This window comes from Streptomyces sp. 3N207 (assembly GCF_052246355.1).
Lineage (GTDB): Bacteria > Actinomycetota > Actinomycetes > Streptomycetales > Streptomycetaceae > Streptomyces.
Genome location: NZ_JBQQBV010000035.1, coordinates 45581 through 61789 on the forward strand (window position 1 = coordinate 45581; position 16209 = coordinate 61789).

General features: G+C 68.6%; 10 protein-coding genes and 1 pseudogene. 8 read left to right on the forward strand and 3 right to left on the reverse strand.

Annotated features, from left to right (window positions below; all coding sequences use genetic code 11):
• The first annotated feature begins 1 nt into the window (after position 1).
• A complete protein-coding gene (locus tag ACTWP9_RS34120; RefSeq protein ID WP_443250210.1) occupies positions 2 to 853 on the forward strand; it encodes an amidohydrolase family protein in 852 nt (283 codons plus the stop codon).
• Positions 854 to 954: 101 nt separating this feature from the next.
• On the opposite strand, the gene ACTWP9_RS34125 is transcribed toward ACTWP9_RS34120, so the two are convergent.
• Positions 955 to 3087, reverse strand: coding sequence for a beta-glucosidase family protein (locus ACTWP9_RS34125; RefSeq protein WP_443250211.1), 2133 nt, complete (start codon positions 3085 to 3087; stop codon positions 955 to 957).
• Between the two features lie 653 nt (positions 3088 to 3740).
• Between ACTWP9_RS34125 and ACTWP9_RS34130 the strand changes: the two genes are divergently transcribed.
• From ACTWP9_RS34130 to ACTWP9_RS34150, 5 genes and pseudogenes are all read left to right on the forward strand, one after another.
• Complete coding sequence (locus ACTWP9_RS34130; protein WP_443250212.1) at positions 3741 to 5675, forward strand: alpha-L-fucosidase; 1935 nt, start codon at positions 3741 to 3743, stop codon at positions 5673 to 5675.
• Positions 5676 to 5722: 47 nt separating this feature from the next.
• Complete coding sequence (locus ACTWP9_RS34135) at positions 5723 to 7567, forward strand: alpha-L-fucosidase (RefSeq protein WP_443250213.1); 1845 nt, start codon at positions 5723 to 5725, stop codon at positions 7565 to 7567.
• A 119-nt stretch (positions 7568 to 7686) separates the two neighbouring features.
• Positions 7687 to 9474, forward strand: a complete 1788-nt coding sequence (locus tag ACTWP9_RS34140; RefSeq protein WP_443250214.1) for an alpha-L-fucosidase — start codon at positions 7687 to 7689, stop codon at positions 9472 to 9474.
• Between the two features lie 188 nt (positions 9475 to 9662).
• Positions 9663 to 9854: pseudogene (locus tag ACTWP9_RS34145) on the forward strand (SAM-dependent methyltransferase); the annotation flags it as partial.
• A 377-nt stretch (positions 9855 to 10231) separates the two neighbouring features.
• Positions 10232 to 10591, forward strand: coding sequence for a DUF190 domain-containing protein (locus ACTWP9_RS34150; protein WP_443250215.1), 360 nt, complete (start codon positions 10232 to 10234; stop codon positions 10589 to 10591).
• Between the two features lie 87 nt (positions 10592 to 10678).
• Here the strand turns inward: ACTWP9_RS34150 and ACTWP9_RS34155 are convergent, their stop codons facing one another.
• On the reverse strand, positions 10679 to 12046 hold the full coding sequence (locus ACTWP9_RS34155; protein ID WP_443250216.1) for a cation:proton antiporter: 1368 nt from the start codon (positions 12044 to 12046) through the stop codon (positions 10679 to 10681).
• Positions 12047 to 12533: 487 nt separating this feature from the next.
• Between ACTWP9_RS34155 and ACTWP9_RS34160 the strand changes: the two genes are divergently transcribed.
• Together ACTWP9_RS34160 and ACTWP9_RS34165 are read left to right on the forward strand one after the other, a co-directional pair.
• Positions 12534 to 12680, forward strand: a complete 147-nt coding sequence (locus ACTWP9_RS34160; RefSeq protein WP_443250217.1) for a hypothetical protein — start codon at positions 12534 to 12536, stop codon at positions 12678 to 12680.
• 115 nt (positions 12681 to 12795) lie between these two features.
• Positions 12796 to 15843: a helix-turn-helix transcriptional regulator gene (locus tag ACTWP9_RS34165; RefSeq protein ID WP_443250220.1), complete on the forward strand. Its 3048-nt coding sequence runs from the start codon at positions 12796 to 12798 to the stop codon at positions 15841 to 15843.
• A gap of 191 nt (positions 15844 to 16034) precedes the next feature.
• Here the strand turns inward: ACTWP9_RS34165 and ACTWP9_RS34170 are convergent.
• Positions 16035 to 16209: TetR/AcrR family transcriptional regulator C-terminal domain-containing protein (locus ACTWP9_RS34170; RefSeq protein WP_443250221.1), on the reverse strand; the 175-nt coding region annotated here is incomplete at its 5' end.

Genomic DNA, 16209 nt, shown 5'->3' on the forward strand with positions numbered 1-16209 from the left:
GATGTCACGCCCGCCGATCACTGACGCGCACCATCACGTCTGGGACCTGTCCGTCCGCGACCAGGACTGGCTGAGCGGCCCCGAATTCGCCCCGATCCGCCGTGACTTCTCCCTCGTCGACCTGGAGCCGGAGGCCCGCGCGGCGGGCGTCACCCGCACGGTGCTGGTCCAGACGGTCACCGTGCCGGAGGAGACCCCCGAGCTCCTCGCACTGGCGGCGCACAGCGAGCTGGTGGCCGGTGTCGTGGGCTGGACCGACCTCACCGCTCCCGGGATCGCCGACGAGCTCGCACGCCTCGCCGCGCTGCCCGGAGGCGACCAGCTGCGCGGCATCCGCCACCAGGTCCAGGCCGAGCCCGATCCGCAGTGGCTCACCCGCCCCGAGGTCCTGCGTGGCCTGCGCGCCATCGAGGCCGCGGACCTCGTGTACGACCTCGTCGTGCTGCCCCATCAACTGCCCGCGGCGATCGAAGCCGCGAACGAGCTGCCCGGCCTGACCTTCGTCCTCGACCACCTGGGCAAGCCGCCCATCGCCGCCGGCGCACCGGAGCCCTGGGCCCGGCATGTCCGGGAGCTCGCGGCCCTCCCCAACACGGTCTGCAAGCTGTCAGGCATGGTGACGGAGGCCGACTGGGGCACCTGGTCGGTGCGCGACCTCCGCCCCTACGCCGACACCGTGCTGCATGCCTTCGGGCCGAACCGGCTGATGTTCGGTTCGGACTGGCCGGTGTGCCGGTTGGCAGCCACCTACGCCGAGGTGGTCGAAACAGCCATGCTGCTCATCGCGGGCCTCACACCCACCGAGCAGGCCTGGCTCTGGTCGGGCACGGCGGGGCGGGTGTACGGCAGCTGAACACCGGATTCGAGGTGCAGCCGCGCGAAGACCTTGGGGCTGTCGAGCGCATTCTTCGCAGCCCCAAGGCCCGCTGCGTGGACCGGCTGTTGGCTCTTGGTCTACTTCACGTGATACGTGCCGTGCAGCGGCAGCCACCGGGAGGAGCCGCCGATCGAGATCCCGTACTCACCGCTCTGGACGCGGTAGTCCTTCGCCTCGCTGTCCCAGTACGACAGCTCCCGCGGGTCGACCTTGAGAGTGACCGTCTTCGTCTCGCCACGTTCGAGGTGGACCTTGGTGAAGGCGCCGAGTTCCTTGGGCGGCGGCTGTGCCTTCGTGTCCGGCTTGCCGACGTAGAGCTGTGGAACCTCAGCCCCCGCCCGCTCACCGGCATTGGTGAGCTTGAACGACACGGTCACCGGATCATCGGGGCCGCCCGAGGGCTTCTCCAGCTTCAGGTCCTGGTAGGAGAAGCCGGCGGTGTAGGACAGGCCGTGTCCGAACGGGAACAGCGGGGCCTGGTTCTCCTTGTCGTACCACCGATAGCCGACGTAGACGCCCTCGGTGTACCTGCTCTTGCCGTCGACGCCCGGGAACTGCTCCTGCGTGCTCACCGGTGTCTGCTCGTCGGCCTTGGGCCAGGTCTGCGGGAGCTTGCCGCCGGGATTGACGTCGCCCCACAGCAGCTGTGCGGTGGCCGCACCGCCCCGGGCGCCGGGGTACCAGGTCTGGAGCACGCTCTTGACCTTGGGCAGCCACGGCATCAGGACGGGCGCACCGGTCTGGAGTACGACCACTGTGTTCGGATTGGCTTCCGCCACCGCGTTGACCAGAGCGTCCTGGTTGCCCGGCAGGCTCAGGTTCTTCCGGTCCTCGCCCTCTTTCGCTTCGTCCTTGACGAAGACCACGGCGGTCTCGGCATTCTTCGCTTCCTCCGCCGCCTTCCGCCGATCGGCCCCGTCCGCGTACGAGACCTTGGTCGAGGATCCGGCACGGCCGGCGATGGCGTCGTAGGCGTTGTCCATCGACAGCGGCTTGACCGCGCTGCTGCCGCCACCGATCGCCGTCTGCTTCGCCGGGCCGCCGATGACCGCGATGCTGTCCGTCGAGGAGCTGAGGGGAAGAGCGGCATCGTCGTTCTTCATCAGGACCGCGCTCTCGGCCGCGATCCTCCGGGCGGCCGCGCTGTCCTTGCCTTCGTCGATCTGACCCCGTGCCATGGGATCGCGGTCGAACATCCCGAACCGGAACAGCGTGGTGAGCGTCTCGCGTACCCGGGTGTCGACGTCATGCATCGTGATCGAGCCGTCGTTCAGCGCGGACTGGACCTTGGGCAGGGTGGCGTGCACCCCGGTCGGCAACTCGACGTTCAGCCCGGCCTTGACGGACCTGGTGCTGTGGGTGGCCGGGTAGTCGGACACGACGTAGCCGTCGAAGCCCAGCTTCGAGCGCAGGTCACCGAGGGTCTCGTTGTTCTCGCAGGCGTGCACGCTGTTGATTTTGTTGTACGAGCACATCACGGAGCCGGGCTTCCCGTCGGCGATGGCCACATCGAAGTTCTTCTCGTAGATCTCGTGCAGCGTTCGGTCGTCGATCTCCGACGACCCGGTCATCCGGTCGGTCTCCTGGTTGTTGGCCGCGTAGTGCTTCAGGGTGGCGATCACCCCTTGGCCCTGGATGCCGCGTGTGCTCGCGCCCGCCAGGGTGCCGGAGAGATACGGGTCCTCGCTGTAGTACTCGAAGTTGCGGCCGTTGGCCGGCACCCGCTGAATGTTGTGCCCGGGGGCGAACACCTGGGCCTGGCCGAGCGCCCGTGCCTCGGAGCCGAGGACAGAGCCGTGCTCTTCGGCGAGCTCCGTGTCGAAGCTCGCAGCCAGGGCTGACGGGGAGGGCAGTGCGGTGGCCCTGTCCTGGTTGTCGACGGAATTGCTGTCCCGCACGCCTGCCGGGCCGTCGGTCATGGTGATGCCGGGGACCTTCAGCCGCGGGATCGGCGGGAGGTAGCCGACGGTGGGGATGGGTGACTCCAACTGCTCGACCCCGTGCAGCATGTGCACTTTCTCTTCGAGGGTCATCTCCTTGAGCAGGTCGTTCGCGCGCTCTTCAGGGGGCTGGTCCTGGTTCATCCAGGGGTGTGCGTCGGCTGACGCGGAGTGCACGGGGACGAGCAGCCCGGCCGATGCGACGGCCATGCTCGCCACTCCGATGAGCAGGCGTCGGGTTGTCACTCCGCGCCGATGCGTTCTGGTCATGGAACCTCCAGTGCTCCGTTGCATGAATGAGTGGCACGTGCTCGTGGCCCACCGGCATCGCGCGTGCACAACGGCCTCGAATGGCGGAGCCGGTGAGCGCCGGAAGAGCGCTTTTGAGCACCAGGTGCCCCGCGAGAGAGGTGGCGGCGCCCCGCGAGACAGGTGGCCGGCGCAGTCGGCAGCCCCGCATGTCGAGCCCCCGCGCACGGGCGCATGCCGACCGGGTCGGCGCGTCGATCGCCGATCCGCGCGGCGACTCGCTGTTGGATCGTGTGCGGCTCTGTTGGGACCGTAGGAGCCGAAGCGCGCCTGCGTCAACGGTTCAGAGGCGACCGGAAGTTGTGGGGAGGTGGAGTGATGAGGGTCCGTCGGATCTCCGCCGTAGTGCACAGGACATCAGATCACTCTGCGAACGACACTCCGGGTGCGGGTAGGTAACCGGCTAATTAACAACGGATTTTGCCTTCCCTCTGGACGGGGGACGACGCGATGCCCGTTAATACATCTGATGACTCTTCGGCGGAGCGCGTATCTCGTGTGGCTCTCCCCGCGCCCGCCCTCGTGGGTCCCCCCACCCGATCTGTTCGTCACCGGGCCGCAGCCAGAGCGCCCAGCGCGAGCTGTGACCCGAAAAGCAAACAGGAGCGACCACGATGACCGAGCACATGACGCGCAGAAGAGTGCTGGCCGGTATGGCTGCCATGACGGCCGCCGCCGCTGTCACGCCGACGTCGGCGACACCCGCGTTCGCCGCCACTCAGCCGTTGCCGATCCTGCCGCCGCGTGTTCCCCAAGGGGACATGGGCATCCAGCAGCAGTCCGACGAGAAGATCCAGTGGATGCAGGACGCCAAGCTCGGCATGTTCATCCACTGGGGTGTCTACGCCGGCCCGGCCAAAGGCGAGTGGCACATGGAGAACGACGCCATCACGCCGGACGACTACAAGAAGTACCTCACCGACGCATCGGATGCGCAGTTCACCGCGAGCGCCTACAACCCGGCCGACTGGGCGCAGTTGGCCACGGACATGGGCGCCAAGTACTCCGTGCTGACCACCCGCCACCACGACGGCTTCGCGCTGTGGCCGACCGGGCACCCTCGTGCCTGGCACTCCGGGCAGGAGCCGCTCAAGCGGGACTTCATCGACGAGTACGTCAAGGCCGTTCGCAACGCCGGGCTCAAGGTCGGCCTGTACTACTCCCCGATCAACTGGCGCTACCCCGGCTACTACGACTGGAACGGCACCGGCGCGGTGGAGAACGCCTGGGGCTACACCACAGACCCCGCGCACAAGGAGAACGCGCGGGTCATGAAGAACGAGGTGTACCAGTCCGTCCGCGAGTTGGTCACCAAGTACGGCGAGATCGACGACATCTGGTGGGACGGCGGCTGGCTCGGCCAGCAGGGCACCGACCGGGACTCCGCCTTCTTCTGGGAGCCCGGCAAGCTGCGGGACACCTCCAACGACTGGCAGGTGGACGACGCCTTCAGCGAGACCGATCCCGCGACCGGCCGGCCGCTCGGCCTCATGGGCGTGGTCCGCAAGCACCAGCCGGACATCATCGTCAACACGCGATCCGGCTGGATGGGCGACTACACCAGCCACCCCGGTGACGAGGGGCCGGGCGTCCCCTCCGGCGCTGTCCGGACCACCGAGCTGTCGGAGAAGGCGTTCTCCCTCGGCGACCGTTGGGGCTACGCCGGTGACAAGGCGATGGACTTCGGCCAGGCCGTCAACATCCTGGTGAACTGCTGGGTGCGGAACATGACGTGCCTCGTCAATGTCGGACCGGACCGCACCGGGAAGGTACCCCCCTCCCAGGTGGCCCTGGCCCGCAGGATCGGCTCCTTCCTGGGCACCTACGGCAAGGCCGTGTACGGCACCCGCGGCGGGCCCTGGAATCCGGAGGACGGCAAATACGGCTTCACCTACAAGGAGAACACCTTCTACGTCCACCTGCTGCCCGGCCACAGCGGCACCGAGTTCATCACCCCCTCGACCGGTGACGCAAAGGTGAAGCGGGTCTTTGACGTGGCATCGGGCGGCGACCTGCGGTTCAGCGTCGACGCGGACGGCAAGGTGAAGATCACCGGGATCGACCGCGGCCGTACCCCCGAGGACAGCGTGGTGGGAGTCGAGCTCGACCGCTCCGTACAGCCTGCCAACATCGCTGTCGGGGCGAAGGCGACGGCCGCCAGCGAGGAAGTCAACCACGGCAACACCGCGGCGAAGGCCGTCGACGGCTCGACGGCGACCCGCTGGGCCGCGGCCGACGACAGCACCGGGCAGTGGCTCACGGTGGACCTCGGCGCACGTAAGTCCCTGACGGGAACACGCATCATCTGGGAACTCGACAAGACGAACTACCGCTACAAGATCGAGGGCTCCAACGACAACGCCAACTGGAGCACTCTGGCCGATCTGACCGGCACCGACAGCACAAGTCAGGTGCAGGCGGCCCAGTTCAAGGCGCAAGCCCGGTACGTACGGGTGACGGTCACCGGCCCCTCGGGCACCTGGGCCTCCATCCGCAGCCTGGAAGTCTACGACCGGCCCTTCAGCACCAGCCTGACCACCTCGCCCTGATGAGGGCACCGTCGCTACGGACAGCACAACAGGAGAGGTACACGACCATGGTTTCCACAAGAGGCAGAGCGATCGCCCTGACCGTCGCGCTCGCCACCGGTTCACTGGCGCTCGTCCCGGCAACGGCGTCGTCCGCCGAGCCGAGGCGGGGAGCCGCAGCTGCCGCCGAGCCCGGCCCGGGGACGAACTACGCGACCGACGACCCCTTCACCTCCGAGCGCACCTCGTGGTTCCGCAACGACAGGTTCGGCATGTTCGTCCACTTCGGCGCCTACTCGAACCTCGAAGGTGAGTACAAGCGCCCCGATGGAACGGTGTGCAGGAACGCGGAGTGGATCATGCGCGAGTGCAAGATCCCGAAGGACGAGTACGAAAAGCAGGCCGCGACCTTCAACCCCAAGGACTTCGACGCGAAGGCCCTCGTCGCGGCGGCCAAGAGCGCCGGCCAGAAGTACATCGTCATCACCGCCAAGCACCACGACGGCTACGCGATGTGGCCGACCAAGCAGAACAAGTGGAACCTGCGGGACCACTCGTCCTTCGACAAGAACCGCGACATCCTCGCCGAGCTGAAGAAGGCCGCCGACGCCGCAGGCATCAAGCTGGGGCTCTACTACTCGATATGGGACTGGCACGACCCCGACTTCCCGAACGCCGACACGTTCCCCCAGTACAAGAAGCGGATGCACGCCCAGCTCAAGGAGCTGATCGACAACTACGACCCGGACCTGCTGTGGTTCGACGGCGAGTGGGACACGGACAACCCCACCAACCGGTGGTCCTCGCGCGACGGCGAGGAGCTGGAGTCCTCTCTGCGTGGCCTGAGCCCGGACCTGGTCATCAACAACCGGGTCGGCAAGCGCCAGGTCGCCGACGGCGACTACGGCACACCGGAGCAGGAGATCCCCGAGGCGCCCGTGGACGGGCAGCTGTGGGAGAGCTGCATGACCATCAACGGCAGCTGGGGCTACGCACGCTGGGACGACAAGTGGAAGTCGGGCACCGAGCTGACCCGCAATCTGCTGAACACCTCGAGCCGAAGCGGCAACTACCTGCTCAACGTCGGCCCGGACAAGCTGGGGCGCGTGCCCGCTCCGGCCACTGACGCGCTGAAGGCGATGGGCGACTGGCAGAACCACGCCGGGCAGGGTGCCGCGGTCTCCAACGCGGGCTTCCCCGGCGTCGTATCCGAGCCGGACTGGGGTGTGGTCAGCCGGTCGGGCAACGATCTGTACGCCTCGGTCTACCAGTGGCCCGGGGCCGGCAAGCCGCTGCATCTCACCGCCAGAACACCCTTCAAGGTCGACAGTGCGAGCGTGCTCGGCAGCGATCAAAAGGTCACGGTCACCAAATCGGGCGACGGATACGACATCACCCCCTCCGGTGACGCCACGAACCCGGCCGCCACGGTGATCAAGCTGTCGATCACCCCGGCCTCTCCCACGACCGAGGGCAGCGGCACCGGCCTGAAGGCGGAGATCTTCGACAACGACCAGCTGTCCGGGAGCCCGAAGGTCACCCGCACCGACCCGACCGTCAACTACGCCTGGCGGTTCCGTGGCTCGCCCGCCGAGAACATCCCCGATGACCACTTCAGTACCCGCTGGACCGGCACGATCGAGCCGCGCTACAGCGAGAAGTACCAGTTCACGACCGTGTCGGACGACACCGCGCGGGTCTGGATCGACGGGAAGCTCGTCATCGACAACACGACCCCGCACAACCAGGCGGTCGACAAGGCCGCCGTCGACCTCCAGGCGGGCAAGAAGTACTCCATCAAGGTCGAGCACACCCAGCAGACCGGCGAGGCATATATGAAGCTGCTCTGGTCCAGCCCCAACACGCCTCAGCAGATCGTGCCGAAGAGCCAGCTCTCGCCGAACAAGGGCTGAGTGACCGTGCTTCGCCTCCACCGGGCGCGGGCGGGAGACCCTCACGAAGCACCAGCACACCGAACCGATCCGCCCGCGCTCTGACCGTTCGCCCCCCCCAAAAAACAAGGAGACGGTTCATGTCCGGACCCACAGGCGGTACGAGCCAAGCCAGACGGCGGGCTCGGCGGACCGCGACCGCTGCTCTCGTCGTTCTCGCCGCGTGCGGAAGCGGCGTACTGCCCGCCGGCTCGTCGGCCGCGCAGGAGAATCGCGCAACGCGTGCGGCCGAGCCGGAGAATCCCGTCGTCACCATCAACGACTCGGACTCCCCGGAGCAGATCCGCGAGAAGGCCGCGAAGGTGACGCCGACGTCGAGGCAACTGGCTTGGCAGTACGAGGAGCTGACCGGGTTCGTCCACTTCGGGCCGAACACCTTCACCGGAAGGGAGTGGGGCTCGGGAGCCGAGGACCCGGATGTCTTCGCTCCTTCCAGCCTCGACACCGATCAGTGGGCGCGCACCTTCAAGGAAGCGGGATTCAAGAAGGTCATCCTCACCGCCAAGCATCATGACGGGATGCTGCTGTACCCCTCGGAGTACTCCAGCCACGGGGTGGCCTCCAGTTCCTGGAGGAGCGGGCAGGGCGACGTCCTCAAGGAGTTCGCCGACTCCGCGCGCAAGGCCGGTCTCAAGGTGGGTGTCTATGTTTCCCCGGCCGACGGTGCGGAGCTGCCCCACAAGTGGTGGATGGAGAAGTGGGTCCCGGACATCGTCAAGAAGCACGATGCGGGACAGGGCTTGTCCACGATCGAGCAGTCGACCTATGACGACCGCGACCGGACTCCAGGGGGACAGGGCAGGTACGGCAACGGCAGCGAGAAGAAAACCACGACGATCCCGAGCAACGGCGGATCCGGCCCGAAGTTCACCTTCGAGGCCGACGACTACAACCGCTACTACATGAACACCCTGTATGAGGTGCTCACCAAGTACGGCAAGTTCGACGAGGTGTGGTTGGACGGAGCCAACCCCTGGAAGGAGGCGGGTCTCAACCAGAGCTACAACTTCACCGACTGGTTCAAGATGATCCGCACGCTCCAGCCGTCGGCCGGCGTGTTCGGCGGCCCGGACATCCGCTGGGTCGGCAACGAGGACGGGCTCACCACGCGTCCCAGCGAGTGGAGCGTCGTCCCCCAGACCGGCAAAGCCGATCCGGACGGTGAACGCAATCCGACGTACGGCCATCAGGACGACAACATCGCCGGAGACGACAAGCTGACCACGGATTCGGACTACCTGGCCTGGCACCCGGCCGAGTGCGACGGCCGGCTGCAGGGCAAGAACTGGTTCTGGAACAAGGACGTGCAGCCCAGTTCCCTGGCCACTCTGCAGAACATGTACCGCAACTCGGTGGGCAAGAACTGCCAGCTCCTGCTGAACGTCGCTCCGGACAACCGCGGCAGGGTCCCCGAGGCGGAGGAGAAGCGGATGCAGGAGTTCGGCAGGTGGATCCGGTCAACCTTCGACACGAACCTCGCCAAGGGTGCGACCGCCGCGGACGACGCAGGCACCTCGCACACCCCCGGGAACGACCCGGGCAACGTGCTGGACAACACCGATGACACCGCGTGGCAGCCCACGGGCACCACCGGTGACCTCGTCCTGGACCTGGGCTCCGACAGGACCTTCAACACGGTGAACCTGAAGGAGAACATCAAGGTGGGCCAGCGGACGTCCGGCTTCGCCGTCGATGTCTGGGACGGCCGGTCCTGGAAGGAGGCCGGCAGCGCCACCACGATCGGCTACCGCCGCATCCTGAAGCTGTCGGAATCGGTCACGACCAGCAAGATACGGCTGCGGATCACCTCGTCCCGGGCCCTCCCCCCGGCGATCGCCACCCTCAGCCTTCACAACGATCACTCCTAGCCCAGCACTCTCGGCATCGGGTGACGGCCGCGTCGTATCACGGCTTCGCAAAGCCGCGGGACGGCACGGCCGTTGCTCGCTCTCCCTCGGTCCACCCTTCGGTCCGCACGGCGTAGGACGTCGTCCCGGAAGCCTTCACCAGGACGGTGCCGTACGACTCACCGAGACGGTCACCGGTCTGCCGCCGGGCGACGTGGTCGTGGAACCAGGAACCCGACGCCCGGTACCCGACCCCGCAGGAGGTCGCCGCGGAGATTGGTCCGGACCCGGCGACATGGACGGTCGAGCGGGCCGACGCGCCCCGTCGGATCGCGACCGGACCAGCTGGGCGCACCGCCGAGGTCACCGACCACGTCTTGATCATCCGCCGCACCGCCTGAACCGGCGCCAGGTCCGCGCCCCACGAAGGAGACCAACATGCCCACCGCCTCCCGCCCCCGTCGCCGCAGCGACACCCCGCCACCCCGGACCGGAAGCAGCGAGACCGAAGCAGGGCTGGCCGCAGACCTGGTTCGCCTGGGCGGAGCGATGCGCAGCAGCGGGCTGCCGATGGCCCTCGGACGCTTGTTGATCGGTGCGTTCATGGGGCTGCTGAGGGCCATGCGGGGTAGGTGCGCCGACTTGTGTGACTGTTCCTGGATATCGGCCTGTTGGGCGTTTTCGACAAGTTCCTCCCCTACGCTGGGAGTTCCCGCCCGCACCTGGTAGACGCGGGGCGGGGTTGGTGCCGCCTGATCGACTGCGACTGGAGGCAGGCATGGTCCCTTCGACGATGCGCTCGACTGGCAGCGGGCTGCGGGCGATGATCTTCACCGGGGAGAATGACCTGTGGAACCGCAAGCCGGTGTACAGCGAGATCGTCCGCCGGGCCCGCAAGGCAGGGCTGGCGGGGGCAAGTGTGTTCCGGGGGATGGAGGGTTTCGGGACCTCCTCACTGATCCACACCTCCCGGCTGCTGTCGCTGTGCGACGACCTGCCCGTCGCGGTGGTGATCGTCGATGAGGAAAGTCGCGTCCGGGCATTCCTGCCGGAGTTGAGTGAGGTGGTGGGCGACGGTCTGGTCGTCCTCGATGAGGTCGAGGTGATGCGCTCGGCCGACGAGGGTCGCGCGGGATGACGGATGAACCGTCTGCTGGTCAACGCCTGGGCCGGTGTACTCATTAACGAGGTTTTCAACGACGGGCCTTCAACGCCGCCCCCGGTATCAATCCCGTACTGGGAGCTCCTTCGCGGTCGTTGTCCCGCCATCGCCTTTCGCCGGTGCCTTCGGCCGACCCTCTGAGACGAATCCGGGATCCCTTGTCAGGGCCCGGGTCAGCCACGCGCCGGCCAGTTGAGAGGTGAGGATGGACAGCAGCATCAGAGCGACGAAGAATTGGCCGTTGATGATCCCGGCGCCATAGGTCACCGACGCCAGAATGATTCCTGGGCCGCCGCGGGCGTTCATCGCCACCGCGAAGTGGGCCGACCACGACGGGCTCTTGCCGGCCAGGAGCGCCCCCGCCCAGACGCTACCGAACTTGACCACGCAGGCCAGGACGAACAGCCAGCCGAAGAAGAGCGGATCCAGGTCATGCACAAGGTCGAGACGGAAGCCGACGAGCGCGAAGTAGATCGGCACGAAGAAGGCCAGCGAGAATCCCCGCACCGCGCTCAGCCCGGGTGAATCGGTCTCCTTGCCCTCCGCTTGTTCGGCCATGGCGATGCCCGCCATGAGCGCGCCGAAGATCGGATCGATCCCCAGGCCGATGCAGCACAGGCAGAGGGCGAACAGGAACACCATCCGGAACGCCGCCGGACTGCGCCGCTCCAGCACACCCACCGGGCCCGAGACGAGCCAACGGAACGCCGACCGCCCGCCGGCAAGACAGACAGCGAAGAACAGCAGCGACGCAGCCGCGTAGTAGGCCACGTCCCAGCCGATCGAATCGAGAGGAAGCACGGCAGCCAGGCCGTATGAGGTGTCCGCCTGGACATGGGCGAGGCCGAGGATCACGGCCAGGACGACGTAGAGGAGGACATCCTCGACGACGGCGACCGTGAGCACCGTCCGGGCGAAGAGGCTGCCCATGATGCCGAGGTCGATCATGATCCGTGAGATCACCGGGATGCTGGTCACCGCGATGGCCAGGCTCAGGACCAGGGAGATGTTCAGAGCGGATCCGTGCGGGCCGGCCAGGTCGCCGGGGTCCACCAGCCGGGCGATGGCCAGTCCCGCAGCGAACGGGATCACCAGGCCGGTGACGGAGGTGAACAGGACGGTCCCGCGCTCGGCGCCCAGACCGCCCTGGCGCATCTCCAGCCCGGCCAGGAAGACCATCAGGATCGTACCGAGTTGGTAGACCGCGCCCAGCACATGGGCGGTGGGGCTGGCGGACGGCGCCAGCCAGCCGCTCACCGATGGGGCGACAAGGCCCAGGGCACTGCCGCCGAGCAGCAGTCCCCCCACGATCTCGCCGATCACCGGAGGCTGGCGCAACCGTGCGAAGACGTATCCGCCGAGGTGCGCTGCCACAAGGAAGACCGTCAGCACGATCAGGATCCGGGACAGCTCGGCGACCGTCAGGGACATGAGCTCACCGCCCATTCATCGAGGACGAACTGTTCGAGTGCCGAAGGTGCGGGAAGACCACCCCAACAAGCGAGATACATTGCCCTAAAAGGTGCATAGCATGCGATCGAACCCATGTCCCCAACTATCGGGATCCCTCCAAGGGTAGGACCTGCGACGGCCGTTACCTGTGCGGTGGCAGCCGCCAGCTGGTGCCGACGGCATCGGTCAAGGCTTGAAGCTCGGGCGGGATGCCTTGCCCGGACATGCACGCCACCAGCGGAGCAGCGTGCTCGACCGTCAGTCGGCGTCATCGCTTCCAGCCGGAGATCTCACGGGAAGTTGCCCACCTGTTCTGGGACCAGGGCCTCGGGACCTAGGGATACGTCACCCTCACGCCTAAGGCAGCCCCCGTGCGGCAAGATGCGGAAGCCTCCCGATGTGGCGGCCTCACCTTGGAAGCGACGCTGAAGTGCAGTTGGAGACCAGCTCGTCCAAGGAGAGCGTCATGATGCACTACGAGCTTCAGGCCGCCCGTCAGGCCGACTTCCTCGCCCGCGCCGCGAAGCGCCGCCTGGTCCGCGAGGCCAAGCAGGCCGCGAAGGCGGCCCGCGCTGACGCCGACAGCCGCAAGCGTTACCTCCGCGCGGCGTGACGGCGTGACGGCAGGTGACGGCGTGACGGAGCAAGGGCCTCGCGGGACCGGGGACCCGGTTGCGGCGGTCAGCGCCGACGCCGAATCCGCTGTCCCTCACCTCGTACGACGTGCGATGCTCGGCACCGTGCACAGCAGTCACATAAGTCCCGTCTTCGTAGGTCGCAGTGCCGAACTGGAGGCCCTCGGCGAGGCCCTGTCCGGGGCGAACGCCGGGGGACCTCGCGCCCTGTTCATGGGCGGCGAGGCCGGAGTCGGCAAGACGCGGCTGATTCAGGAGTTCCTCGGCCGGGCCGCCGCGGACGGGGCCGTCGTCGCCCTCGGCGGCTGCGTCGAAACCGGTGCCGACGCGCTGCCGTACCACCCCGTCTCGACCGCCCTGCGCTCCCTGCGCCGCCAGCTCGGCGCGGAGCTCGACGCCGCGGTCGCCGGCCAGGAGGGCGAGCTCGCCCGGTTGCTGCCCGAGCTCGGCGAGATGGACCGGGGCCGCCCCGAAACCGACGGTCGTGCCCGGCTCTTCGAGCTCACCGTCCGCCTCCTCGAGCGCCTCGCCGCGAACCGGACCCTCGTGTTGGCCCTGGAGGACCTGCACTGGGCCGACCGCTCCACCCGTGAGCTGCTCAGCTATCTGCTGCGCGCCCTCACCCACGGCCGCCTGCTCATCGTCGCCACCTACCGCGCCGACGACCTGCACCGCCGCCACCCCCTTCGTCCAGCCCTCGCCGAGTACGAGCGGCTGCGCACCGTCACCCGCCTGGAGCTGCCCCGCTTCGACCGCGCCGAGGTTCGCCGCCAGCTCGCCGCCATCCGCGGTGAGGCCCCGCCCGAGCAGGTGCTGGACCGGGTCTTCGAACACTCCGAGGGCAACGCGTTCTTCGTCGAGGAGCTGGAATGCAGCATCCGCGAAGGCTCCCCGGGCGGCATCAGCGACTCCCTGCGCGACCTCTTGCTGGTCCGGGTCGAGGCGCTGCCGGACGTGGTGCAGCGCGTGGTGCGGATCGCCGCCGGGGGTGGCTCGGAGGTGGAGTTCCGGCTGCTGGCCACCGTCACAGGGCTCGCCGAGGACGAGCTGATCGAGACCCTGCGTACCGCTGTCGGCGCCGCCGTTCTGCAGCCCTCCGAGGAGGGCGAGTCCTTCCGCTTCCGGCACGCGCTGATGCGCGAGGCCGTGGTCGGCGACCTGCTGCCCGGCGAGCGCTCCCGGCTCAGTCGCCGCTATGCCGAGGCGCTGGAGGCCGACCCCGCGCTCGTACGGTCCGAGGAGCGGGCCGGGCGGCTGGCCGGCTACTGGTTCGAAGCGCGCGACCCCGCCCGGGCACTTCCCGCCTTGATCGCTGCGGCGGGTGCAGCCCGCAGGCGGCACGCGTTCGCCGAGCAGTACCTGCTGCTGGAGCGGGCGCTGGAGCTGTGGGACGACACCTCCGAGGAGCTGCGCCGCCAGACGATACGGCAGGCCGTCGACGACGGCCTGTGTCCGGCCATCTCCCCGGACACGCCCGGGGAGTTCGTGGACCTGCTCGCCGCGATCACCGTTGCCGCGCGCCTCACGGGAGAGCAGGAGCGGGCGCTCGCCCTCTGCAAGCGGGCGCTGCGCCAGTTGGAGGGCGACCCTTCCCCGAGCCCGCGTCCCCGCTCGGGCAGGGGAGACCCTCTGAGAGCGGCCTGGTTCTGGACCGAGCGTTACCAGCTGATGCGGGGCCTGGCCCGCTCCGACGGCTGGGACGAGATCGCCCACGCCCAGAAGCTGGTGAAGGGCCTGCCGCCGTCCGTCGTACACGCCGATGTGCTGACACATGCGGCCTACTGGTACGCCGTGCATCAGCCGGGGCCGACGGCGATCGAGACGGCGAAACAGGCGGTGGAGCTCTGCCGGATGACGGGCGCCGAGATCACCGGCCTCATCGCGCAGCACACCCTGGCCTGGCTCACCATCGACTCGGGCGACGTCGAGGCCGGGCTGGAGCAGGCCCGCGAGGTGTGCGCCCGGGACCTGGAGCCGGACAACGCCAACGTCCTGCTGCGTGGCTACGGCAACCTGTCCACGGCGCTGCACGGCATCGGCCGCTACGCCGAGGCCGTCGAGACCGCCGAGCAGGGCAGCGGGCTGGCCGAGCGGCACGGACTGCCGGACACCGCCTCGTTCATCGACGCCAACCTCGCCGAGTCCCTCATCCAGCTCGGCCGCTGGGCCGACGCCCACGAAGTGCTCGAACGGGCCGAAGCGCGTCGGGGGGTGAGCATCCGCATCCGGGGGCAGATCGCCGAGCAGCGGGCCGAACTGGCTCTGGCCCGCGGTGCATACGACGAAGCCCGGCGATGGCTGGAGGAGTCCGGCAGCTCCACCACCGGTCCCTACCCTGAGCCGCAGCACACCTTGACCGGGGCTCGGCTCGCCATCGCGCTGGCGGCTGCCGACGGCCGGATCCTCGACGTCCGCTCCCTGCTGGACACGGCGGTCGGCGAGGCCATCGCCCCCGGCCACCAGCGCTACGGCTGGCCGCTGCTGTACGAGGCCGCGGCCGCGGAGGCGCGGGCCCGTAGGCTCGCGGTGGCGGAGCCGGGCCGCGAGGCGGCGGTGGAACGGATCCGCAAGGCGATGAAGGGCCTGCCCGAGTTCGTACCCCTGTGGGCCTCGCATGCCCTGATGACCGACGCCGAACTGCTCACCGCCGAGGGCCGGGACGCCACAGCCCGCTGGACGGAGGCCGTCGCCGCCACCGAGCAGCTTCAGGCCCCGGCGCTGCTTGCCGTTGCCCGGTCGCGGCTCGCGGAGACCCTGATCACCCAGGGCGGCACCGGGTCCCGCGGAGCGGCCGGTGAGCTGCTGCGGCAGGCCGAGGCGGTGGCGCGCGAGCTGGGCGCGACACCGCTCGAAACGGAGATCACCACGCTGGCCGGCCGCGCTCGGATCCCGCTGCAGCAGGCCGACGCGGAGGCGGCCCCGCCCCCGGCACCGGCGGCGGCGCTGGGACTGACCGCCCGGGAGCGGGACGTGCTGCGCCTGGTCGCCGCCGGGCGGAGCAACCGGCAGATCGCGGAGGAGCTGTTCATCTCACCGAAGACGGCGAGCGTGCATGTCTCCAACATCCTGGCCAAGCTGGGAGCTTCGGGCCGAGGGGAGGCCGCGGCCATCGCGCACCGGCTGGGGGCGTTCGACGCGTGACGCTCCACTGAGGTGCACAGCTGGGTGGACCGGGACCGGGAGCTCTGCTGTGGGCTGAGGCGCAGGACCTGAAGAGCGCCCGCGGGCCGCAGGACCGCCGGCAAGCCGAACGCTTCGACCGTACTCCTGCCCGACGCAGGGGCCCACGCACGCGCGCGCCGCGCCCACCGCTCCGAGGCGAACGACGTGCCCTACCTGGTTCGGTATGCCCGGAGGAAGGTCCGCACTCCCTCGATGACGAGTGGCCGGACGCGGGTGTCCTCCGCGGCATTTGCGGAACCGAGTCTGTCGAGCGCGACGCCGAAGGTCAGTGCGAGGAACTGGTCGGCCGCGAGTCGGGGGTCGGGGACGTCGAGCAGCCCGGCT